The sequence below is a fragment of the Pseudonocardia sp. ICBG162 genome (assembly GCF_020496225.1).
Lineage (GTDB): Bacteria > Actinomycetota > Actinomycetes > Mycobacteriales > Pseudonocardiaceae > Pseudonocardia > Pseudonocardia alni.
Genome location: NZ_JAHLJD010000013.1, coordinates 1,717,384 through 1,739,325 on the forward strand (window position 1 = coordinate 1,717,384; position 21,942 = coordinate 1,739,325).

Consider the following 21,942-nt stretch of genomic DNA (forward strand, 5'->3'; position numbering starts at 1 on the left):
GGCGGCCGCGCCGCAACCCCGGGAGCAGCCATGCGAGACATCTCCGCCACGTGGATGCGCGGTGGGACCAGCAAGTGCTGGGTCTTCGACGCCGACGACCTCCGGGTCGACGGCCGCACCGCCGACGAGGTGCTGCTCCGGCTCTACGGCAGCCCGGACCCGCGCCAGATCGACGGCGTCGGCGGCGCGACGTCCACCACCAGCAAGGCCGTCGTCCTCTCCCGCAGCCCCCGCCCCGGCGCGGACGTCGACTACACCTTCGCCCAGGTCGGCATCGCCGAGGGCCGGGTCGACCGGACCAGCAACTGCGGGAACTGCTCCGCGGTCGTCGGGCCGTGGGCGCTGCGCCGCGGGTGGGTCGTCCCCACCGGGGACGTCACCGAGGTCCGCGTGCACAACACCAACACCGGCCAGCTGATCGTGCTGGAGGTGCCGACCCCCGGCGGGCGCGTCGTCGAGGAGGGCCACGAGCACATCCCCGGGGTCCCGACCCCCGGCGTCGGCATCCGCATGTGGTTCGTCGACCCGGCCGGTCGCACGACCGGGTCGCTGCTGCCCAGCGGGAACCCGGCCGACGTCGTGCACGGCGTGCCGGTCACCCTCGTCGACGCCGGCGCCCCGGTCGTCGTCGTCCCGGCGGCGGCCGTCGGGATCACCGGGCACGAGTCGCCCGCCGAGATCGACGCCGTGCCGGGCCTGCTCGACCGGCTGGACGTGCTCCGCCGGGCCTCGGCCGTCCGCATGGGCCTGGCCGACACCCCGCGCGACGCCGCCCGCGCCGTCCCCAAGCTGGCGCTGGTCGCGGAGGGCGCGCCGGGCCGCTCCGACGTGGCCGTCCGCATGCTGTCGATGGGGCGCACCCACCCGGCACTCGCCGTGACCGGCAGCATCGCGCTCACCCTTGCGGCCCGCACCGCCGGTACCGTCCTGCACGACCTCGTCGCGACGGAGCGGGAGGACCTGCTGATCGACACCCCGGCCGGTGTGATCGCCACCGTGCACGGCAGCCGTGACGGCCTGCCCGCGGTCGCGGTCCGCCGCACCGCGCGCCGGATCGCGGACGCACTCCTGGCCCTGCCGGAGCCCACGACCGCCGCCACCGTCCCGACGGCCGCGGTGCACGCCGCCTGACACCGCCCCGGGACCGGCACCACCGGCCGGATCCCGCCCACCCCCGGACCGCTCCGAGTCACGAAGGACAACGATGTCACCCCAACTCCTCTCCGTCCTGGTTCTGGCCGGCATGTTCGTCGTCGCGACGATGCTGCCGATCAACATCGGGATCCTCGCCTTCGTCGCCTCGTTCGTGGTCGGGACGTTCGCCCTCGGCCTCGACGAGAAGGAGATCTTCGAGGGCTTCCCGGTCTCGCTGTTCATCACCGTCGTCGGCGTCACGTACCTGTTCTCCGTGGCGAAGCTGAACGGCACCATCGATCTGCTCGTCGACGCCGGGATCCGCCTGGTGCGGGGCCGCGCGATCCTGGTGCCCTGGGTGCTGTTCGCCGTCGCCGCGGTGCTCACCGCGCTCGGCACCTTCACCCCGGCCGCCGTCGCGCTGCTCGTCCCGGTCGGCATGAACTTCGCGTTCAGGTACCGCATCAGCCCGCTGATGATCGGCATGATGGTCATCTGCGGCGCGCACGCCGGGGCGTTCTCCCCGATGGCCGTCTCCGGGGCGCTGGTCTTCGGGATCGTCGCGGACTCCGGCCTCGCCGTGTCCCAGGCCGTGCTGTTCTTCGCCAGCCTCGCGTTCAACGCCCTGCTCGGCGGCATCACCTACCTGCTGCTGCGCCGTCGTGGCGAGGAGAGCTTCGTCGAGCGGCCCGAAACCGCCGACGACGACGAGCTGCCGACCGGGGGCGGCGGTGTGGCGACGATGGTCCGCACGCAGCCCCGCGTCGTGACCTGGCAGCAGCGCGCCACGCTCGTCGCGCTGGTCGGCCTCGTCGTCGGCGCCCTGGCCTTCCACCTGCAGATCGGCTTCCTGGCCCTGGCCGCCGGTGCCGTCCTGGCCCTGATGGACCGCGACAACCTCGGCAAGGCGATCGACGGCATCAGCTGGCCGACGATCCTGCTGGTTGCGGGCATGGTCACCTACGTCGGCGTCCTGGAGCACGCGGGCACCATCGAGTGGGTGTCCGAGGGCGCCGTGCACCTGGGCGCCCCGCTGCTGGTGGCCCTGGTCCTGTGCCTGGTCGTCGGCATCACCTCCGCTTTCGCGTCCTCGACGGCGATCCTGACCGCGGTGATCCCGATGGCGATCCCGCTGCTGCTGACCGGTTCGCTGCCCGCGGCGGGCGTGATCGCGGCGATGGCCATCTCGACCACGATCGTCGACGTGTCGCCGTTCTCCACCAACGGTGCCCTGGTGCTGGCCAACGCCCGGGGTGTCGACCGCACCCGCTTCTACCGCCAGGTCATCACCTACACCTGCGGGATCGTGGCCCTCGGCCCGCTCGCCGCGTGGGCGGTCCTGGTCCTGCCCGGGGCGTTCTGACCCCGCCGGTCAGGAGCCCCGACGACGTCGGGACGGGACCCCACCCACGCGACCGGGGCGTCCCCGACCGACCTCCGTGTGCCGGTGCCCGCACCCCGCGGGTGCCGGCACACGGCCGTCCCGGGTCGGGGGCCCGGGTCGGTCCGCCGAGGTCGGCGGTGAGGGGCTCGGGGAAGGCGTGGTACCGGTCGATGTCGATCTCTGCCATCACCTCGCGGACGGCGGGGGCGATCGGGTCGGCCGGTCCGGATCCGGACGGACCCTCCGATTCGGGAGAGGCACTCGTCCCGGCACCGCCATCAGCCGTGGTGGTCAGCGGACCCTCCCCCGATGGAGGCGACGGCCAGATCGACGGTCGGATACCAGGTGAGTGCACCCAGCCGCCGTCGCGCGGCGGGAGACAGGGACCACAGATCGACGGCCCCGCCCATCACGAAGTCGATCCGACGGCGGGAACAGGCGTACTGGGCGTGCGCGAGCGCCTCGGGCCCACCTCGGCCGATCGTGTCCACCGCCGAGATGTCGACGACGACGGCGTCGAGCCGTCGGTGGCCGCCGCGGGCCATCTCGATCTGCGCGTCGAGGAGGCGCAGCAACCGGGCACCACCTGCCGCGTCGAGACGACCCGAGGCACGGATCACGGTCGTGCCGTCGACCGGCCGGTCCACCGACGGACGCCCGGCGGGCGGCGGGGGTGGGTGGTGACCGTCGGCGGTCGAAGGACCACGAGTGTGCATGATCGGCCCCCAGCGCGGGTCCGGGCGCACGGTGCGCGCAGGCGGACGGCGAGCTGTCTCCTCAACCCGTGGTCGTGTGCCTACCCGGACGACGGCTCCCCACACATGCCCGGTGCACGCGTCCTCGCACTCACCGGGACGCTGCTCGGAGCCGTGTCGAGCGTGGGCGTCGGTTCGTTCACGAGGTGGATCGACCGTGCACCGCCCGGTACTCCGACGGTCGACACCCGAACTCGGATCGGAAGACCCGGTTCAGGTGGGAGAGATCGCTGAAACCCCAGTTCGCCGCGATGGCGGTCAGGGTCCCGGCGCTGCCGACCACCTCCCGGGCACAGGCCTCGAGCCGCATCCTCCATCGCGGCCCTGAGCCGGGACCCGCGGCTGTGAGCGATGCCCCGCCACCTCGACGGAGGTGGCGGGGCACCGCCGTGGCGCGGCGGCCGGGGCCCGGATGTGAAGGGTGAGGGGCCACCGGATGGCGTCCTCCGAACACGCGCACCGCCCGATCGGCGGGGTCGGACCCGCTTGTCCTCCGATGCGGGCGTCGGATGTCGACGACGACCGTGTGGATCATGACCGTCGTATGCTCCACCCGGAACGAACCCGGCACCGCCCGCCTCGTCGGTATCGACGTCGCCCGAGGGCTGGCCGTCTTCGGGATGTTCGCCGCACATGTGGGCCCGGACTCCTCGAGCGGTGTCGGCGGACTGGTGACCGAGCTCGCCTCCGGCCGGGCGTCCGCTCTCTTCGCGGTGCTGGCCGGGCTGTCGCTGGCGATCATGTCGGGACGTACCCGGCCGCTGACCGGTGGGGCGTGGAGTCGGGCCGCGGGCCGGATCGCGATCCGTGGCGCGGTGCTGTTCGTGTTCGGGACCGCGATGACGATGACGGGCACCTCGGTCACCGTGATCCTCGCCTACTACGGGGTGTTCTTCCTCCTCGCACTGCCGTTCACCCGGCTGCGGGCCCCGGCGCTCGCCGCGGCGGCCGCCGTGGCCGCCGTGGCCGGTCCGGTCCTCTCCTTCGTCGTGCGGCGTGCGGTCGGTGACCGGCTCGACGTCCTGACCACCCACGACCCGGTCGAGGTGATCGGCGGGGAGGGGCTGGTCCGGCTCTTCCTGACCGGTGGTTACCCCGTCCTGACCTGGATGCCGTTCCTTCTCGCGGGGATGGCGCTCGGACGCGTCGACCTGACCGGGACCCGCACTCGTCTCCGTACCGGTGTGATCGGTGCGGTGGCAGCCGTCGCCGGATACGGCGGCTCCTGGTTCCTGACCCGGTGGCTCGGCATCACCGAGCTGACGGCCGGGGGCCCGGCGGACGCCGCGATGGACGGACCCGAGCCCGCTGTCCCCTCGGGACCGGGTATGTCGGGGCAGTGGCGTGCCTCCGGAGTGGTCGAGACCGACACTCCGCTGCGCCTGCTCGGCTCCACCGAGCACACCGGGACCACCTTCGAGGTCCTCGGTTCGACGGGTGTCGCCATCACCCTCGTCGTGTTGCTGCTGGCCGCCACCGAGCGGTGGCCCCGGGTCTGGCGTCCGGTCGCGGCGGTCGGCACGATGGGGTTGACCGTGTACACCCTGCACGTGGTCGCGATCGGAGCGCTGGGTCTGAGCGCCGGTCCGGGCGAGCCCGCGCACGTCCTCCCGATGTTCGTCGGCGGGGCGATCGCGTTCGCGCTGGTCTGGAGCAGGTTCTTCCGGCGGGGCCCGCTGGAGCAGTTGCTGCACGTCGCGACGGCGCCCGCCGCGAGGCTCGGCCGTCGGGACGAGAAGGAACCCGGCCGACGGTCACGGTGACGGGGCCGCGGCCGCCGGTCGGGCCCGAGCCCGGCGGCGCGCGGACCCGGACGCGGTGAGCCGGTCGATCGCCGGGCCGGACCCGAACCCGTGCAGCAGCACGCTCCCGACCACGCACAGGACCGTGCTGACGATGATCGTGTCGGCCGGGTCGCCGTCGGGCAGGCCGTTGAACGCCAGCAGCCCGAACACGATGGTGGTCGTCCCGCGGGGTCCGAGCAGGCCGGCCAGGAGCCGCTCACGGCCGCTGAGTTCGGTTCCCACCAGTGCGAGCAGCACCGGACCGACCCGCAGCACCGTCAGCGCGAGCACGCAGAACACCAGGATGGGCACGTCCACCCCGGACAGGAAGTACACCCCGGCGATGCCGACGACGAACCACATCGCCGCCGTCAGCATCGAGGTCATGTCCTCGAGGAGGGTGAAGTCGCGGGACAGCGCCGCCGAGGCGCTGCCCGCGGTGTGCTCGGCCTCGACGCCGGATCGCAGCCGACGGGCGACCAGGGCGCGGTGCACGTAGCGGAACGAGATGCCGCAGACGAACGCGGCGACGAACCCGTTGCCGCTCAGGGCGACCGCCGCCGAGTAGGTGGCGACCGGGGCGAGCAGCACGACGATCCGCCGGCTCCGGCTGTCGGTCCAGCCGAGATGCGAGGCCCGGTCGAGGGCCGCCCCCAGCAGCGTGCCGAGGACGAAGCCCACCGCGATCGCGATCAGCGCGTGCGGGACGGCGGTGGACAGGGCGTGGGTCGGGCCGTGACCGCCGGCAGCCGCACCGCCCGCCAGGGCGAGCGCGAACAGGAACAGCGGGGACACGATCCCGTCGTTGTAGCCGCCCTCCACGTTGAGCATGCTGCGCATCCGCGACGGCAGCCTCCGGTCGCGCACGACCCGCTCGCTGGAGGCGAAGTCGATCGGCATGACCACACAGGCCAGCACCAGCAGGACCGGGAAGGCCAGGGCCGGGAACAGGAAGCCGCCGACCGCGAGGGCGGCCGCGATGCTCAGGGGCATCGCCACCAGCAGCATGCGGGCGGCCAGGCCCGGCGCGCTCCCCCACAGCCTGCCGCCCCGGACCTCGGTGGCGTCGACGAACAGCAGGACGGCCAGGATCAGCTCCGCGGCCCGCTGCGCACCGGTGGTGTTCAGGATCGCGCCCACCGAGCTCGTCACCGTCAGACCGACGAGCCCACCCGCCACCACCATGACGAACGGCATGCCGATGTTCCAGCGCTCCAGCCGTCGGGCGGCCAGCGCGGCGAGGACGGCGGCCGTCGCCGCAGCCAGCAGGGTGGGGATCATCGGAGAACAGCTTCCTCGGCTCGGGCGGGCGGGGCGGACGGCGTGATCGCCGGGTCCGACGGTAGCGACCGTCGCGGCCGCCGTTGCGCCGACGTGACGAGCCGGACGTCCACCCCCGCCGACCGGCGGGTCGACGGCGTCCTGACGGCCCTCCCGGCACCGCTCCCGGGTGGTCCCGCCAGGCGCCCGGCGGGAGCAGCCTGGGCAGGACGACAGGGGGCGGACATGCGGACCGAGCTCGCACTGCAGACGACCGGGACACCGGTGCACGACGGCACCGACCGGGCCGGGACGACGGTACGCACGCCCGTGACGGGCGACGACCGCCCTCGTCGCACCCCCGTGCGGACCCTGTCCGCCGCCGTGCTCGCGCTGGCCGCGGTGGCCTGTCTGGTGGAGCTGACCGCGGCCTTCGCCGCAGCCGGCCCGGTCCTGGACCGGGGGTTCTGGTTCGTGGGGATCCCCACGGGGCCGAGCGTCGTGGTCGGTCTCGCCCTCGCGCTGCTGGCCGCGGCCCTGCGCGCGGGCAAGCGGGCCGCGTGGCTGGCACTGGTCGTGCTTCTGGCCCTCTCCACGGTCGGACAGCTGATCCTGGTCCTCACCGAGTCGGCCGACGCGCTCGGCATGGTGGCCCCGACCGTCTGGGCTGCGCTGCTCGTCCTGCGACGGGGCGAGTTCGCCGCCCACGTCGCCCCGGGGGCCCACCGGCAGGCGGCCGCCGTCCTGACCACCGGGCTCGGTGGCGCGGTCGCGCTGGGGTGGCTGGTGGCGCCGGCGGTCGCCGACGCGCCTGCCGCGGCCGGGGTGCGCCTGCTCTGGGTGCTCGACCGGTTGACCGGGGGCACCTTCGAGCTGGTCACGAGCAGCCCGGCCGGTGCCTGGCTCGGCCCGACACTCGACATCGTCGGCGGTGCGGTGCTGCTGGGTGCGCTCGCGCTCTTGCTCCGCGGCGGACGGGCGCACGGCGTCACGACCGCGGAGGACGAGCTGCGCGTGCGTGAGCTCGTCGCCGCACACGGCGAGCCGGACTCGCTCGCCTGGTTCGCCACCCGCCGGGACAAGCGCGTCGTGTTCGCGCCGGGTGGACGCGCCGCCGTGGCGTACCGCGTCGTGGCGGGCGCGTCGGTCGCGGCGGGCGACCCGGTCGGGCCGGTGGACGACTGGCCCGCAGCGGTGTCCGCGTGGTTGGCCGAGGCGCACCGGTTCGGATGGCAGCCCGTGGTCCTCGCTGCAGGTGAGCGCGGGGCCGCGGTGTACGGCCGGCACGGTCTGCGGGTGCGCCGGATCGGCGACGAGGCCGTCGTGGACCTCGCCCGGCTCGTGCGCACAGGCGGGCGTGAGGGCCGTGTCCGTCGCGCGGTCCGGCGGCTGGACGGGGAGGGCTTCCGGGTGACGGTCCGGCGGGTCCATGACGTACCCGCCGCCGAGCTCGGCGCGATCGACCGACGCGCCGAGCGGTGGCGCGACAGCGCGATCGAACGCGGTTTCTCGATGGCCTCGGGGCGGGTGGCCGATCCGTCGGATCCCGACGTCCTGCTGGTCGAGGCGTTCGGCCCGGACGGCGAGGCCTGCGGGTTGCTGACCTTTGCGCCGTGGGGCTCCGACGGGCTCTCGCTCGACGTCATGCGCCGGTCCCCGCACGCCCCGGCGGGGCTGACCGAGTTCATGATCGGCACGGTGGCCGCTGTGGCCCCCACTCTGGGGGTGCGCCGGGCATCGCTGAACTTCGTGATGTTCCGGGAGACGCTCGAGTCCGGAGCGCGGCTGGGTGCCGGCCCCGGGCTGCGTGCCCGGCGCGCAGTGCTGCGCGCGGTGTCGTCGTTCGTGCAGATCGAGTCGCTGTACCGCTTCAGCCGCACCTTCGAGCCCGACTGGGTACCCCGTCTGCTCTGCTGGTCCGGTGGCTCCGTACGCGCGGTGCTCGCCGCCGGTGCCGCCGAGGGCTTCCTCCGTCCGAGCGGTGTCGGCAGGCGCGCCGCGGCCCGCCCCCGCGACGACCGGTTCCGGGTCCGGGTGCAGGCCGCGCGCGACCGCAGTGCCGCCGGCGGGGAATCCTCGGAGCGCGCCCGGTCCCTCGCCCTCGCCCCCTCCATCGCCCGGCCCATCCGGTCGACGACGTCGCGGAGCTGCGGCGCCGGTTCGCCGGGCTGGACCGCGACGTGCGCACCGGCGAGCGGACGACCGTCGTGGGCAGGGTGCGCGCACAGCGGACGTTCGGCGCGCTGGCCTTCGCCACCCTGCGGTCCGGCCCCGCCCGGATCCAGGTGATCGTCGAGGCCGCCACCAGTGGTCCCGAGGAGCTCGCGCGGTGGAAGGACGGCGTCGAGACCGACGACGTGGTCCTGGTGGAGGGCGAGATCGTCACCTCACGGTCCGGGGAGCTGTCGGTGCTGCTGCACGACTGGCAGGTACTGGCCGCACCCACCCGTCCGTCCCGGCCCGATCCGCTCGCCGACGCCGCCGAACGCACACTGCTCGCGGCCGGATTCTGCGAGGTCCCCCTGCCGCCGGCGCACCCGGCGCTGCCGGGTGCGCCCGGCCCGGGACCCGACGGCGCACCCGAGCGCGTGTTCCATCTCGACCGGTCCGCGCCGGGCACGGTCCTGCACCTGCGTGCGGCCCCGGCCGACGCGACCACCGTCCGGGAGATCCTGAGGACTGTCCTCGCCGGCCGGCCGGCCGATCCCACGCCGGGACGGACCGCCACGGTCGAGCAGGACCTCCCGGGCACTGCCGTGCCGCTCGCCCGGCCGTGCCCTGGGTCCGCGGGGACGGCCGACGCCTGGCGCGTCGTCGTCGACGGCCGGGACGTCGCGGAAGGCGCGTCCGGGCGCACCGACGCAGAGTTCGTGACCCGGGTCCTGGGCCCGGGCCCGGTGAGTGCCGCGTTCGAACGGGGTGTGCTGCCCTTCGCGACGCTGCGGGCCGAGCTGGGCGCGCTCGCCGGGGCCACGCTGCCCGGCCCACGGGTCGCCGACGCCACGCCGTCCGAGCCGGGGGTCACCGTCACCGCCACCACCCCCGACGCCGCCGACCGGACCGTCACCGACCGGGACGCCGTCGGCGGGAGCGGTCGGTGACCGTCTACCCGATGCCGCCACCGCTGCCCGTGCGGTCGGTGCTCGACCTCCCGCTGGTCGACGGCGCGCTGCCGCTGGCGATCTCGGTCGCGGGCGTCGTCGCCGCGGTGTTCCTCGCGTGGCCACGCGGCCGGCGATGGCACCGCCCGGCCGCGCTCGTCGTCGCCGGGGCGGCCCTCGTTCCGGCGGTGGCCGCCGTCGTGCTGAACGTGCTCTGGCGTCCGACGCCGGACGTGCTCCCGGCCCGTCTGTTCGTCTGGTCGGGTGTCGCACTCGCGGCGGTGCTCGCCGGCGCGGTCGCCGCCCGGCGGGGCCGCCGCATGACCCGCCTGTTCGTCGTCCCGGCGGTGCTGCTGGTCCTGGCGACCAGTGGCGTCAAGGTCAACGCGATCTACGGCTACTACCCGACCCCACGCCCACTTCTGGGCCTGGCCGACCCGAACGCCCTCGACCCTGCGCGCGTCCCGCACCGCACCGGTACCGCCGTCGCCCCGGTCAGGTGGGTCCCACCGCCCGACCTCCCTGCCCGGGGCGCGGTACTCGATCTCCGGGTGCCCGCGCCGGTGTCGGGCTTCGCCGCACGACCGGCCGTCGTCTATCTGCCCCCCGCGGCACTCGTCGCCGGTGCGCCGCGATTGCCCGTCCTCGTCCTGATCGCAGGCCAGCCCGGGGGCCCCCGGGACTGGTTGACCGCCGGGCGGCTCGCCGCGGTGCTCGACGTGTTCGCCGCGTCGCACCATGGGCTCGCCCCGGTCGTCGTCGTCCCGGATGCGACCGGGGGCACGTTCGCCAACCCGCTCTGCGTCGACTCCCCGCGCGGCGCCGTCGAGACCTACCTGCGTCGCGACGTCCCCGACTGGATCCGCGCCCGCTTCGACGTGGACCCCGATCCACGGCACTGGACCATCGGCGGGTTCTCCTACGGCGGTACCTGCGCCCTGCAGCTCGCCGTGCGCGCCCCCGAGGTCTACCCGGCGTTACTCGACGTGGGTGGGCAGGACGAACCGTCACTGGGGACCCGCGCCGAGACGGTGCGGGCGCTGTTCGGCGGCGACGACGCCCGGTTCCGCGCGGTCAACCCGGCCGACCTGCTGCGCACCCGCCGCTACGACGGCGTGTCCGGCACCGTCGTCGTCGGGTCCGCGGAGGGCGACGACGTCGGGCGGGCCGCCCGGCTCGTCGACCTCGCCCGGTCATCGGGGATGCAGGTCCGCCACCTGGTGCTCCCCGGTGGGCACTCCTGGGCCGTGGCGACCGCCGCCCTGCAGCTCACGCTGCCCGACCTCGCCGCCCGCACCGGCCTGCTGCCCACGGCCCCGCGATGAGCGACCTCCTGCACGGACCCACCGCGGGGTCCAGCACGATGGGGCCGACCGATGACGAACGGAGCGCAACGATGATCCGCGTGGTCGTGGTGGACGACGAGGCCCTGGTGCGGTCGGGATTCACGATGCTCCTCCAGGCCGCCGACGACATCCGGGTGGTCGCCACCGCGACCGGCGCCGACGCCGAGCGGGAGATCGCGCTGGCCCGGCCCGACGTCGTCCTGCTCGACATCCGCATGCCCGAGGTCGACGGCCTCACCGTCCTCGACCGTGTCCTCTCCGGTGGTTCCCCACCCGTGGTGGCCATGCTCACCACCTTCGACACCGACGAGTACATCGAGGCCACGCTGACCGCGGGCGCATCGGGGTTCCTGCTCAAGGACACCGACCCCGACCAGCTCGTCCAGTCGGTGCGGGCGCTCGCCGCGGGCGCCGTCGTCCTGTCCCCCGGCGCGGCCCGCCCGATGATCGGTGGACGCCTGTCCGCGGACCGGCGGGCCGCCGAGCGGGAGATCGCGGCACTCACCGACCGCGAACGCGACGTGCTCGCCCTGGTCTCGGAGGGGCTGTCGAACGCCGAGATCGGCCGCGAGCTCTACCTGTCCCCGAGCACGGTGAAGGACCACGTCAGCACCGTCCTGGGCAAGCTGGGCGTCGCCAGCCGGGTCCGGGCGGCGCTCGTCGCCCAGCTCGCCGGGCTGGGGCGGGACGGCTCGTGACCTCCGCCCGCTCCCGCCGGGACACCCTGTGGGCGGTGGTCGTCGAGGTCGCGCTGCTCGCCGCGGCCGCCCTGGACTCGTTGCTGGAGGTCACCGACGCCGATGGTGTGTGGCCCTGGGTCTTCGCCGGGGTCGCGATGCTCGGCCTGCTGCTGCGACGCCGCCACCCCGGCGTCGGGTTCCTGCTGACGGTACCGGCGCTCGTGACGTCCTACGCCCTGATCGCCACCCTGGTGGCGCTCTACACCCTGGCCCGCCGCTCGCCGGACCGCACGGTGGTCATCACGGCCGCGGTCGTGACGGCGGTCGGCTCGGCGATCAAGGTGCCGGTGCAACCGGAGCTGCTCGCCGACCGCCAGACCCTGCTGGACCTCGTCTACGGCATCCTGTCCGGCGCCGGCCCTGCCGCCCTCGGTCAGCTCGTCCAGGCGCAGGCGTCGTTGCGCGACCGGCTGCGCGAGCTGGCCGACTCCTACGACGTGGAGCAGGAACTGCGCGAGCAGCAGACCCTGGAACGGGAACGGAACCGGCTGGCCCGCGAGATGCACGACGTGGTGTCCCACCAGGTCAGCCTGATCGCGGTCCAGGCGGGGGCACTGCAGGTCGGGGCGGCCGACGAAGGCGCTCGCGACGCGGCACGCACCGTCCGCGGGCTCGCCGTGTCCACCCTGGAGGAGCTGCGGCACATGGTCGCGGTGCTGCGCACCCCGGGCGGGGACCGGCAGCCGCTGCAGCCACAGCCCGGACTCGACGGGCTGGAGGCGCTGGTGGCCGCGTCCGGGGTCGACGCGACCCTGGAGCGGGACCCGGAGATCGATCTCGACCAGCACGCCCAGCGTGCGGTCTACCGCACCGTGCAGGAGGGCCTGACCAACGTCCGCAAGCACGCACCGGGCTCCCGGGTCGTGGTGCGGATCCTCCGCGAGGCCGGCCGGGTCGAGGTGACCGTGCACAACGACCGGCCGACCGAGCGGCCGCTCGGCCTCCCCGGCTCCCGCCAGGGACTGATCGGGTTGCGGGAGCGTGCCGAGCTGGCCGGTGGCGAGTTCGACGCCGGCCCCGACGACGGCGGTTTCCGCCTCGTCCTGCGCCTGCCCGCGCCGCGCCGTCCCTGATCGTCCCGCCCCCGCCGACCGGCGGGTCGGGCGCACCCGACCGGGGCCCGCGCCCGCCGTACCGACCGGTGCCGGGGACGACCCGCCGACGGTGGAATGGTCCCCATGGACGCCACCGACCGCCAGTTGATCACCGATCTCGCCGACCGGGTCCGCGCCGCTTCCACGGGCGAGCGGGACCCTGAGGCCGCCGCACTCATCGACCGTTCCTTCGGCGACCCGCGCTCCGCCGTCTACGTCCTCACCCAGGCCGTCCTGGTCCAGGAACAGGCGCTGGCCGCCGCACAGGCGCGCGTCGCCGAGCTCGAGGCGCAGCAGGCCCCGACCGGCGGTGAGCGCGGCGGTTTCATGTCGGGCCTGTTCGGCCGCCGCACCGAGCAGCCGGCCCCGCCGCAGCCGTGGGGCGCCCAGCAGCCCGCCCCGCAGGCCTGGGCGAACCACCCGGGTGCCGCGGCCGCACCGCAGCCGGCGGCTCCCGCCGGTGGGGGCGGGAGCTTCATGAGGACCGCTGCCGGGGTCGCCGCCGGCGTCGCCGGCGGCGCCCTGCTGGCGACCGGCGTCAGCTCGATGCTCTCCGAGCCCCCCACGACCCACGACCAGTCCGCCGCCCCGGCCGAGTCGGGAGCGACCGAGGACGACGACTGGGGCTGGTGACCCACCGCCCCCCACGAGGAAGACACCGCACCATGCGTTACCTGCTCCGCCACGCCTCCGAGCACCGCCCGCTGCTGGCCACCTGCCTGCTGCTGGCGTTGCTCGGCAGCGCCGCCGGACTGGCCCAGCCCCTCGCCGCGCAGGCGGTCATCGACGCCCTCGGCCGGGGTGGGGCGCTGCTCACCCCGGTCCTGCTGCTGAGCCTGCTCGTCGTCGGCAGCGCGATCGCCCAGGGGGTCGATGCCTACCTGCTGGACCGGACCGGCGAGCACATGGTGCTCCGGATCCGCCGGGAGCTCGCCGCACACCTGGTGCGGCTGCGGATCCCGGTGCTGGACGCCCGGTCCCCCGGCGACCTGGTCACCCGGGCCACCTCGGACACCGGGCTGGTCCGCCACGCCGCCACGACCGCACCGGTGCACCTGGTCAACGGTGCCGTCGGCATCGTCGGAGCGCTGGTGCTGATGGCCGTGCTCGACGTGCGGCTGTTCCTGGTCACCGTGGTCGTCCTGGTCGTCGTCGGGGCTCCGGCCGCGCTCGTGCTGCCCCGCATCCGACGGGCCTCGGAGGACGCGCAGACCGCCGTCGGCGCCGTCGGGTCGAGCCTGGACCGGGCGCTGGGCGCGGCCCGCACCGTGAAGGCGCACGGCGCCGAGCAGCGTGAGCAGGCGGTCATCGACGCCGCCTCCGGGCGGGCCTTCCGCGCCGGAGTCGTGCAGGCGCGGTGGGAGGCGGTGATGCTGGCCGGCGCGGAGCTGGCACTGCAGGTGTCGTTCCTGGTCGTGCTCGCCGTCGGTGGGGGCCTGGTCGCGACCGGGTCGATGACGGTCGCGACGCTCGTCGCGTTCCTGCTGTACCTGTTCTACCTGGCGAACCCGCTGACCGAGCTGACCACGGCCGTCGGTTCGGTGCAGCAGGGGCTCGGGGCCGCACGCCGGCTCGCCGAGGTGGAGACCCTCCCGGTCGAGGACGGCGTCGATCCCCAGGCGGCCCCGGCTCGTCCCGCGCTCGCCCCCGCCGCCCCCGAGGTGGTGTTCGACGACGTCCGCTTCGCCCACCCGGGACGGCCCGAGGTCCTGCGCGGGGTGCGGTTCACCGTGCCCGCCGGGTCCCGTGTCGCGCTCGTGGGAGCGTCGGGGGCGGGCAAGTCGACGGTGCTCGCCCTGCTGCTGCGCTTCCTCGAGCCGACCGGGGGGACCGTCCGCCTGGACGGCACCGACCTGGCGACGATCCTCCGCTCCGCGCTGCGCGAGCGGATCGGGCTCGTCGAGCAGGACTCGCCCGTCCTCGACGGGACACTGCGCGAGAACCTGCTGCTCGGCGCCCCGCAGGCGACGGACGACGAGCTCGCCGAGGTCCTCCGGCTCACCCGGCTCACGAAGCTGGTCGACCGGCTGCCCCAGGGTTTCGACACCCCGGTCGGAGCGCGCGGGGTCACCCTGTCCGGCGGCGAGCGTCAGCGGGTCACGATCGCCCGGGCGCTGCTGCGTCGTCCGGGCCTGCTCCTGCTCGACGAGGCGACCGCGCACCTCGACAGCACCACGGAGGAGGCACTGCACGAGGTGCTCGCCGGACGGTCGACCGGCAGCACCGTCATCGTGGTCGCCCACCGGCTGCGGACCGTCCGCGACGCCGACGCCATCGTGGTGCTCGACGCCGACCGGGTCCGGGCCGTGGGGACACACGAGGAGCTGGTCACGACCGACGAGCTCTACCGGTCGCTCGCGGCCGCACAGTCCACCGCGCCCAGGCGCGACGTGCTCGGGACGGTTCCCCCACCGTCCTGAGTCGGTGCCCGGCCGGCTCGGACGAGGTTGCACCTGACGTAACGGCATGTGGTGTTCTCGGGGAACATCGAGAGAAGGGGTTCGCTCCGTCATGCCGCATCCAGTGATGTCTCCCGGTCAGGTCACGATCGGTGGCGCGGCCGCGTTCGCCGGTACCACCCCGCGCGCGGTCCGCCACTACCACCAGATCGGTCTGCTGCCGGAGCCCGAACGAGGCGCGGACGGCCGCCGCCGCTACGGCTACGGCTACGAGGACATGATCCGGCTGTTGTGGATCCGGAAGATGGCGGAGGCCGGAATCGGCCTGCACGCCATGCGGTCCGCCTTCGACGGGTCCCAGGACATCGACGAGACCCTGGAAAGGCTGGCGGACACGCTGGCCGCGGAGGAGGCCGACATCACACGACAGCGCGCGGCGGTCCAGCGCCTGAAGGCGGTGGGCAGTCCGCTGGGCCTGCTCTCCCCGCTCGTGACCGATCGGCTCGGCCATCTGCCCGCGGGGGCGCTGCGCCCGTCCGACCTGGACGCACTGCTGGTCACGGAACGGATGTTCGGCCCGTTGGGAGCCGCTGTTCAGGCCAGCACGTTCATCGCGTTGGCCACCCACCCCGAGCTGCGGGCCGAGGCGGACCGTCTCGACGCGGCCGACGCCGGCCTCGACGACGGCGTCGACCCCCACGACCCACGTGTCGACGAGCTCGCCGCCGAGCATCATGCGCACCACACAGCCCTGATAGAGGCCATCGAGGCGGACGGGCTGGCCGCGACCGAGGAGCGTCTGTTCGACAGCCATGCCGACGGTCCGACCGACGCCGGGGAGGCCCGGATGAGTGTCGTCGACGCGGGCAGCCGGATGCCCTACGACTTGTCTCCCGCCCGGACGCGCTGTATCGAACTGACGGCACGACTCCTCGCCCATCACCAGACCGGCCATCCACCACGAGGAGCCTCGGACGTGGCGATGCCGACCACACCGACGAACCCCGGCCCCGAGTTGCGCTCCGGTCAGCCGGAGTAGCAGCGAGTACGCCACGGCGCGGGGAGGAACAGCACCGGCTCGGTCAGGGGCGGAACGGGTCGGACACGTAGCGCGGTGGCGCGGACGTCTTGTCACGATGTCGTGCACAGCTGCACCGACGGGGTGGAAGGTCACGTCACGGTGCGCCGGCGGCGCGGTCTTCATCCTCACCGGCCGGAGAGTTCCTCCACCTCGACTTCACCGAGCGACAGGTGATCGGTGGCCCGACCGCCGCATCCACGACCGCGCGGGAGCAACGCTCTGAGCTGCACCTCTGTGCGGCGGGCCGGGCTCGAACCGGCAACCTGACGGGTTATGAGTCCGCTGCTCTGACCAATTGAGCTACCGCCGCGGCGAGCCGGAGGGTACCGGAGCCGGGACACCTCGCACCCGCATCACCCCGGTCCTCCGACGGGACCGGAGGGGATCCGGCCTAGGCTGCGACGCCATGCGGCTCGGTTACCTCACGCACGTCACCGGTGACGATCCGTCACGGGCCTACCGCGAGACGATCCGGTTGGCCGAACGTGCCGAGGAACTCGGGTACGACTCGTTCTGGGTGGCCCAGCACCACGACGGGCATCTCGGCGGCCGGCTGCCGTCGCCGTTGGTGCTGCTGGCAGCCGTCGCGGAACGGACCCGGCTGATCCGGCTGGGGACGGCGGTGGTCGCGCTGCCGCTGGAGGACCCGCGCCGCCTCGCCGAGGACGCCACGGTGCTCGACGCGCTCTCCGGCGGCCGGCTGGAGCTCGGCATCGGCGCGGGCGCCGACCCCGACGCCGCGCGACGTTTCGGGCGTCACCACGACGACCGGCACCGCGACACCGTCGCCGCGCTCGACGTGCTGCTGGAGATGCTGCCGCCCGCGCTCGCCGCGCAGCGGGTGTGGTGGGCGACCGCGACGCCGTCGTCCGTGGACGCCGCCGCGGCCCGCGGGGTGGGGGTGCTGTCGGGCAGGCCGCCGTCGTCGGACGGCGACGTCGTGTCCGAGCTGGCCCGGTACTGGACCTACGCCCGCGGGGTGCCGCGCGTCGCGTTGTCCCGGCCGCTGCCTGCGGGCCACTCGACCGGGCGGATCATCGACGACCTGCTGGCCGACCGCGCCCTGCCGTGGGCGGGCGAGATCATCGTGCAGGCCCAGCCGTCGACGGTGCGCGCCGACGTGCACGACGAGGTGATGGAGCGGACCGCGCGCTTCGTGCGGCCGTTCCTCGGGGTGGCGGGGCCGGCGCACGGGCCCACGGTCGTCGAGGAGGTCGACACCGACGAGCCCACGCCCGCGATGCGGCCGCGGCCGGTGGTGCGGCCGCACCGGTAGGTCGTGACGACTGCTCACCCCCGTCGCGCGAGCTCGGCCAGCCACTTCTTGAGCAGGACCGTCTCCGGCGCCCCGAGGACGTCGTTGTCGTCGGGCAGCGCGAGCAGGGCCGCCGCGGCGTCTCCGACCCCCGACCCGCCGGGTGCGCGCTCCGCATGCCCACCGGTGATCGCGGCGAGGGTGGCCTCGCGCACGTCGGCCGACAGCCCGGGGTCCGGGCGCGCGGTGATGATCTGCCGCAGGGTGACGCCGACGTTGGCGGCGAGGACGTGGGCCGCGGCGCGTTCCGGGCTCACGGTGAGCCGGCCCCGGCGGTCGGCCTCCCGGGTCAGGCCGAGCAGGGCGGTGGCCGGTCCGTCCTGGGCGGACGGCCGTCGTCCGGGCGTGACCTGCCCGTACATCAGGGCGTAGAAGCCCGGGTTGGCGATGCCGAACGCGACGTGGGCGTCCCACCCGTCGCGGATGTCCTGGATCGGGTCCCCGCTGGACTCCTGGGCCCGCTTCGCGGACAGGTACTGCTCGAACCCGTGCTCGACCACGGCGTCGAGCAGGCCCTCCTTGCTGCCGAAGAAGTGGTACAGCGTGGGGAGGCGGACACCGGCGGCGTCGCAGATGGCCCGCAGCGGGACGGTCTCCCCCGGCGACGCCGCGATGAGGTCGGCGGCCGCACGCAGGAGCCGGTCCCGGGTCCCGACCTCGGCCGGTTGATCTGCCACGGCCCCACTGTAGGACGCCCGTCCGGGGCCGGGGCGCGGACCGCGGGCCGGCCGCCGCCCTGCCCCGGCACCCACCGGACCACCCTCAGCGCGTGGTGTAGCCGCCGTTGGCGAAGATCGTCTGGCCGGTGATCCAGTGCCCCTCGGTCGCGAGGAAGCGCACGATCGGCGCGATGTCCTCGATCTCGGTGAGCCGCCCGCCCATGGCCATCGACTTGTGGAACTCGACCCGCTCCGGAGTCTCCTGCGGGTAGAAGAACGGCGTGTCCATCGGGCCGGGCGCGATGCCGTTCACCGAGATGCCGCGGTCGGCGAACTCCTTGGCCGCCGCACGGGTGAAGTGCTCGACCGGGGACTTCGCGCCGGCGTAGGTGGAGTAGCCGTCGGTGAAGGCCGCCAGCAGCGACGTGACGACGGTGATGATCGCGCCGTTGTCGGCGAGGCTGCGGCCCGCCTCCTTGATGAAGAAGTACGCGGCCTTGGAGTTGATGTCGAACATCGCGTCGTACTCGGCCTCCGTGGTGTCCACGATCGGCTTGCGGAGCACCTTGCCGACGGCGTTGACGGCGACGTCGATCGGTCCGAGCGACCCCGTCGCGTCGGCGAAGAGCTGCTCGACCTGTGCCGGGACGGTCAGGTCCCCCTGCAGGAGCACCCCTTCGCGACCCGCCGCCTCGACCGCCTTCAGCGTCTCCTCGGCCTCGGCGCGCGAGGACGCGGAGTTGTAGTGGATCGCGACGTTCGCCCCCGCCTCGGCGACCTGACGGCTGATCAGCCCGCCGAGGTTCTTGCCTCCCGCGGCGACGAGCACGGTCCGGCCCTGCAACGACTGCACGCTCATGCGTACCTCCTGTATCGACTGTGTAGCTAGGTGTATCAGCTATACAGCGCGATGTCGAACGCGGTCGTGTCAGAAGGCCCAGGTCCCGGTCAGCAGCGCCACGCCGGTGACGGCCAGCAGCCCGACGACGACGTGCTCCCCCGTCCCGCCCGTGCGGAACCGCAGCGCCCGCGGCCAGCGGATCCCCTCCAGCGGCCAGAACGCGAACCGGTTGCCGTTCGAGGTCAGCTCGTCGCCGATCGCCCCGACCCAGCAGCCCGCGCCGGCCGCGACGCCGGTCCAGACCGCCGTCTCCCCGGGCAGCAGGAACCCGGTCCCCCACCACGCCAGCAGCCCGACCGCGGCCGCGAAGACCGGCGAGTGCGACAGGCCGCGGTGCGAGACCCCGGTCGTCACCCGGGACAGCCACCGGATCGCCCGGCACAGGAGCCAGGTGACCGGTGGCAGCGACCGCGCGGCGACGCTCGACGGGTGGTCGAGGTCGGGCGCGAAGGCCGCCAGCGCGCACACCACCACGACCACCGGCACCAGCACCGGTGGCGGCGGGACCGCCGAGCAGACCGCGAGCCCCAGCACCGCGCCCGACAACGCGTGCGTACGCCCCATCATCGTGACCCCAACCCCTTCCGAACGGACGCGGAGGGTAACCGCGCGACACCGTGACACCGGGGCGCCGACACGCGTGCCGGTCTTGACCGTGCCCGCCGGGCCGCGCAGGCTCGCAGCGTGACGGGCCGGTGGCGCAACTGGGCGGGCAACCAGCGCACCCGTCCGATCAGGACGGTCCACGCCCGCGACGCCGACGACGTCGTCCGGGCGGTGCGCGACGCCGCCGGGAGGGACCTGCGGGTCCGCCCGCTCGGCAGCGGCCACTCCTTCACCGGCATCGGCGTGCCCGACGGCGTCGCCCTCACCGTCCCCGCCGACCCGGCCGGGATCCGGCTCGACGGAGAGCTCGTCACCGTCCCGGCCGGGGTCACCCTGCACACGCTGAACCGGTGGCTGTGGGCCCACGGCCGCGCCCTGCCCAACCTCGGCGACATCGAGGCCCAGACCGTCGCCGGCGCGATCTCCACCGGCACCCACGGCACCGGCGCCGGGTACCGCGGCATCGCCGACGGGGTGCGCGGGCTGCGCCTGGTCGACGGGCTCGGGGAGCTCCACGAGCTGGGCCCGGCCGCCGACCCCGACCTGTTCGACCTGGCGCGGGTGGGGCTCGGGGCGCTCGGTGTCCTGGTCGAGGTGACGCTGGCGACCGTGCCCGCGTTCCACCTGCACGCCCGCGAGTCCGCGCGCCCGCTCGCCGAGGTCCTCGACGGCCTCGACGACCTCGCCGCCGGTCACGACCACGTCGAGTTCTACTGGTTCCCGCACACCACGACCGCGGTGCTCAAGACGAACGACCGGACGGAACGGCGTTCGCCCGGGCGCGGCCGGGTCGCCGCGCTGGTCGGTGACGAGGTGCTCGGCAACGGCGCGTTCGGGCTCGTCCAGCGCGTCGCCGCGCTCGCCCCGCCGCTGGTCCCGCGGCTCAACCGGGTCATGGCCGGGCAGATGGCCGCCGGGGAGTACGTCGCCCCGTCGTACGCGGTGTTCTGCAGCCCGCGCCGTGTCCGGTTCCTGGAGATGGAGTACGCCGTGCCGCGGGCCGCGCTGCCCGAGGCGTTCGCCGGGCTGCGGGCCGCCGCCGCGCGGCACGCCCACGACGTCGCGTTCCCGGTCGAGGTACGGATCCTGCGCGGCGACGACATCGCGCTGTCCACCGCGTACGGACGGGACACCGCCTACCTCGCCGTGCACGTCCACTCGGGACGCCCGCACGAGGTGTACTTCGGGGCCGTCGAGTCGGTGCTGTCCGCACTGGACGGACGGCCGCACTGGGGCAAGCTGCACACCCGCACCGCGGAGCAGCTGCGCCCCCGCTACCCGCGGTTCGACGCGTTCGTCGCCGCACGTGACCGGCTCGACCCGGCGGGCCGGTTCCGCAACCCCTACCTCGACCGGGTCCTGGGAGTGCCGTGCACGTCGACGACCTGACCACGCCCGCGCTGCTCGTCGACGCCGGCGCGCTGGAGGCGAATCTCGCCGACATGGCCGCGCTACTGCCCGGCCCGCGGCTGCGCCCGCACGTCAAGGCACACAAGACGACCGAGCTGGCCCGGCGGCAGGCCGCCCACGGCCACACCGGGTTCACCTGCGCCACCGTGCGGGAGGTGGAGGGCATGGCGGCGGCCGGGCTGGGCGCGGACCTGCTGCTGGCCAACGAGGTGCTCGACGCCCGCCGGCTCGGCGCCGTCGTCGGGTCGGGCGCGCGCGTCACCGTCGCGATCGACTCGGAGCAGACGCTGCGGGCCGCCGTCGACGGCGGTGTGCGCGAGGTGCTGGTCGACGTCAACATCGGCCTGCCCCGCTGCGGGATCGCCCCCGCGAAGGCCGGGGCGCTCGCCGACGCCGCCCGCGCCGCCGGGCTCGTCGTGCGCGGCGTGATGGGCTACGAGGGCCACCTGCAGATGCTCGACGACGCGGCCGAACGTGCCCGGCTCACCACCGAGTGCACCGACCGGCTGCTGGCCGCACACGCCGACGTCGGCGGCGAGGTCGTCTCCGGCGGCGGCACCGGCACGCACGCGATGAACACCGCCTGCACCGAGATCCAGGCCGGGTCCTACGCGCTGATGGACACCGCCTACACCGCCGCCGGGCTGGGGTTCCGTCAGGCGCTGACGGTGCTGTCCACCGTGGTCTCGACGACCGCCCCGGCCGGGGACATGCCCGGCTGGGCGGTCGCCGACGCCGGCCTGAAGGCGTTCGGCATGGACCACGGCAACCCGGCGGTGCCCGGCGGGAACGTGTGGTTCTGCGCCGACGAGCACCTGGTGTTCGCCGCCGACGCCCCGCCGCGCACCGGCGACCGGGTGCGGGTCGTGCCCGCACACGTCGACCCCACCGTCGCCCTCCACGAGCGGATGCACGTCGTGGAGGGCGACCGGGTCGTCGACACCTGGGCGGTCGACCTGCGCGGCTGGTGAGG

General features: G+C 74.6%; 20 protein-coding genes and 1 tRNA gene. 14 read left to right on the forward strand and 7 right to left on the reverse strand.

The genetic code is table 11. The annotated features are described in order from the left end of the window. The first annotated feature begins 30 nt into the window (after positions 1 to 30). On the forward strand, positions 31 to 1,131 hold the full coding sequence (locus tag KPL60_RS10970; RefSeq protein WP_226365728.1) for a PrpF domain-containing protein: 1,101 nt from the start codon (positions 31 to 33) through the stop codon (positions 1,129 to 1,131). Positions 1,132 to 1,204: 73 nt separating this feature from the next. Continuing rightward, positions 1,205 to 2,497, forward strand: coding sequence for an SLC13 family permease (locus KPL60_RS10975; protein WP_062401750.1), 1,293 nt, complete (start codon positions 1,205 to 1,207; stop codon positions 2,495 to 2,497). A gap of 299 nt (positions 2,498 to 2,796) precedes the next feature. Here the strand turns inward: KPL60_RS10975 and KPL60_RS10980 are convergent, their stop codons facing one another. Together KPL60_RS10980 and KPL60_RS35085 are read right to left on the reverse strand one after the other, a co-directional pair. Beyond that, positions 2,797 to 3,165 carry a hypothetical protein gene (locus tag KPL60_RS10980; RefSeq protein ID WP_226365729.1) on the reverse strand — a complete coding sequence of 123 codons (369 nt, stop codon included), beginning with the start codon at positions 3,163 to 3,165 and terminating at the stop codon, positions 2,797 to 2,799. Positions 3,166 to 3,412: 247 nt separating this feature from the next. Next, the gene (locus KPL60_RS35085) at positions 3,413 to 3,808 is read right to left on the reverse strand and encodes a helix-turn-helix domain-containing protein (RefSeq protein WP_226365730.1); all 396 of its coding nucleotides are present in this window, start codon (positions 3,806 to 3,808) and stop codon (positions 3,413 to 3,415) included. Between KPL60_RS35085 and KPL60_RS10990 the strand changes: the two genes are divergently transcribed. After that, on the forward strand, positions 3,807 to 5,036 hold the full coding sequence (locus KPL60_RS10990; protein ID WP_226365731.1) for a DUF418 domain-containing protein: 1,230 nt from the start codon (positions 3,807 to 3,809) through the stop codon (positions 5,034 to 5,036). The two genes, KPL60_RS35085 and KPL60_RS10990, sit on opposite strands and share 2 nt — an antisense overlap. On the opposite strand, the gene KPL60_RS10995 is transcribed toward KPL60_RS10990, so the two are convergent. Then, a complete protein-coding gene (locus tag KPL60_RS10995; RefSeq protein WP_226365732.1) occupies positions 5,028 to 6,338 on the reverse strand; it encodes a cation:proton antiporter in 1,311 nt (436 codons plus the stop codon). The genes KPL60_RS10990 and KPL60_RS10995 overlap by 9 nt on opposite strands. A gap of 225 nt (positions 6,339 to 6,563) precedes the next feature. Between KPL60_RS10995 and KPL60_RS11000 the strand changes: the two genes are divergently transcribed. The 8 genes from KPL60_RS11000 to KPL60_RS11035 all read left to right on the forward strand — a co-directional run bounded on the left by KPL60_RS11000 (position 6,564) and on the right by KPL60_RS11035 (position 16,036). Further along, positions 6,564 to 8,606, forward strand: coding sequence for a phosphatidylglycerol lysyltransferase domain-containing protein (locus tag KPL60_RS11000; protein WP_226365733.1), 2,043 nt, complete (start codon positions 6,564 to 6,566; stop codon positions 8,604 to 8,606). After that, entirely contained in the window at positions 8,534 to 9,418 is an 885-nt protein-coding gene (locus KPL60_RS11005) for an OB-fold nucleic acid binding domain-containing protein (protein ID WP_226365734.1), read from the forward strand. Before KPL60_RS11000 ends, KPL60_RS11005 begins: the two co-directional genes overlap by 73 nt. Beyond that, the gene (locus tag KPL60_RS11010; RefSeq protein ID WP_226365735.1) at positions 9,415 to 10,743 is read left to right on the forward strand and encodes an alpha/beta hydrolase family protein; all 1,329 of its coding nucleotides are present in this window, start codon (positions 9,415 to 9,417) and stop codon (positions 10,741 to 10,743) included. Before KPL60_RS11005 ends, KPL60_RS11010 begins: the two co-directional genes overlap by 4 nt. Positions 10,744 to 10,814: 71 nt before the next feature. Continuing rightward, the gene (locus KPL60_RS11015; RefSeq protein ID WP_226365736.1) at positions 10,815 to 11,462 is read left to right on the forward strand and encodes a response regulator transcription factor; all 648 of its coding nucleotides are present in this window, start codon (positions 10,815 to 10,817) and stop codon (positions 11,460 to 11,462) included. After that, positions 11,459 to 12,577 (forward strand): histidine kinase, encoded by a 1,119-nt coding sequence (locus tag KPL60_RS11020; protein WP_226365737.1) that lies wholly within the window; start codon positions 11,459 to 11,461, stop codon positions 12,575 to 12,577. The genes KPL60_RS11015 and KPL60_RS11020 overlap by 4 nt, the downstream gene beginning before the upstream one ends. Positions 12,578 to 12,682: 105 nt before the next feature. Further along, positions 12,683 to 13,231 carry a DUF2076 family protein gene (locus tag KPL60_RS11025; protein WP_226365738.1) on the forward strand — a complete coding sequence of 183 codons (549 nt, stop codon included), beginning with the start codon at positions 12,683 to 12,685 and terminating at the stop codon, positions 13,229 to 13,231. Positions 13,232 to 13,263: 32 nt separating this feature from the next. After that, positions 13,264 to 15,018: an ABC transporter ATP-binding protein gene (locus KPL60_RS11030; protein WP_226365739.1), complete on the forward strand. Its 1,755-nt coding sequence runs from the start codon at positions 13,264 to 13,266 to the stop codon at positions 15,016 to 15,018. A 91-nt stretch (positions 15,019 to 15,109) separates the two neighbouring features. Further along, positions 15,110 to 16,036 carry a MerR family transcriptional regulator gene (locus KPL60_RS11035; RefSeq protein ID WP_226365740.1) on the forward strand — a complete coding sequence of 309 codons (927 nt, stop codon included), beginning with the start codon at positions 15,110 to 15,112 and terminating at the stop codon, positions 16,034 to 16,036. 277 nt (positions 16,037 to 16,313) lie between these two features. On the opposite strand, the gene KPL60_RS11040 is transcribed toward KPL60_RS11035, so the two are convergent. After that, a tRNA-Ile gene (locus KPL60_RS11040) sits at positions 16,314 to 16,388 on the reverse strand. A 96-nt stretch (positions 16,389 to 16,484) separates the two neighbouring features. Here KPL60_RS11040 and KPL60_RS11045 point away from each other — a divergent pair. Further along, positions 16,485 to 17,354, forward strand: coding sequence for an LLM class flavin-dependent oxidoreductase (locus KPL60_RS11045; protein ID WP_226365741.1), 870 nt, complete (start codon positions 16,485 to 16,487; stop codon positions 17,352 to 17,354). A gap of 14 nt (positions 17,355 to 17,368) precedes the next feature. Here KPL60_RS11045 and KPL60_RS11050 read toward each other — a convergent pair whose 3' ends face one another. The 3 genes from KPL60_RS11050 to KPL60_RS11060 all read right to left on the reverse strand — a co-directional run bounded on the left by KPL60_RS11050 (position 17,369) and on the right by KPL60_RS11060 (position 19,517). Next, positions 17,369 to 18,070 (reverse strand): TetR/AcrR family transcriptional regulator, encoded by a 702-nt coding sequence (locus tag KPL60_RS11050; RefSeq protein ID WP_226365742.1) that lies wholly within the window; start codon positions 18,068 to 18,070, stop codon positions 17,369 to 17,371. An 85-nt stretch (positions 18,071 to 18,155) separates the two neighbouring features. After that, the gene (locus KPL60_RS11055) at positions 18,156 to 18,911 is read right to left on the reverse strand and encodes an SDR family oxidoreductase (protein WP_226365743.1); all 756 of its coding nucleotides are present in this window, start codon (positions 18,909 to 18,911) and stop codon (positions 18,156 to 18,158) included. Positions 18,912 to 18,980: 69 nt separating this feature from the next. Then, positions 18,981 to 19,517, reverse strand: coding sequence for a metal-dependent hydrolase (locus tag KPL60_RS11060; protein ID WP_208825985.1), 537 nt, complete (start codon positions 19,515 to 19,517; stop codon positions 18,981 to 18,983). Positions 19,518 to 19,637: 120 nt separating this feature from the next. On the opposite strand from KPL60_RS11060, the gene KPL60_RS11065 reads away from it, so the two are divergent. Both KPL60_RS11065 and KPL60_RS11070 read left to right on the forward strand, forming a co-directional pair. Then, the gene (locus tag KPL60_RS11065; protein ID WP_226365744.1) at positions 19,638 to 20,948 is read left to right on the forward strand and encodes a D-arabinono-1,4-lactone oxidase; all 1,311 of its coding nucleotides are present in this window, start codon (positions 19,638 to 19,640) and stop codon (positions 20,946 to 20,948) included. Beyond that, positions 20,930 to 21,940, forward strand: a complete 1,011-nt coding sequence (locus tag KPL60_RS11070; RefSeq protein WP_226356083.1) for an alanine racemase — start codon at positions 20,930 to 20,932, stop codon at positions 21,938 to 21,940. Before KPL60_RS11065 ends, KPL60_RS11070 begins: the two co-directional genes overlap by 19 nt. Positions 21,941 to 21,942: the final 2 nt, after the last annotated feature.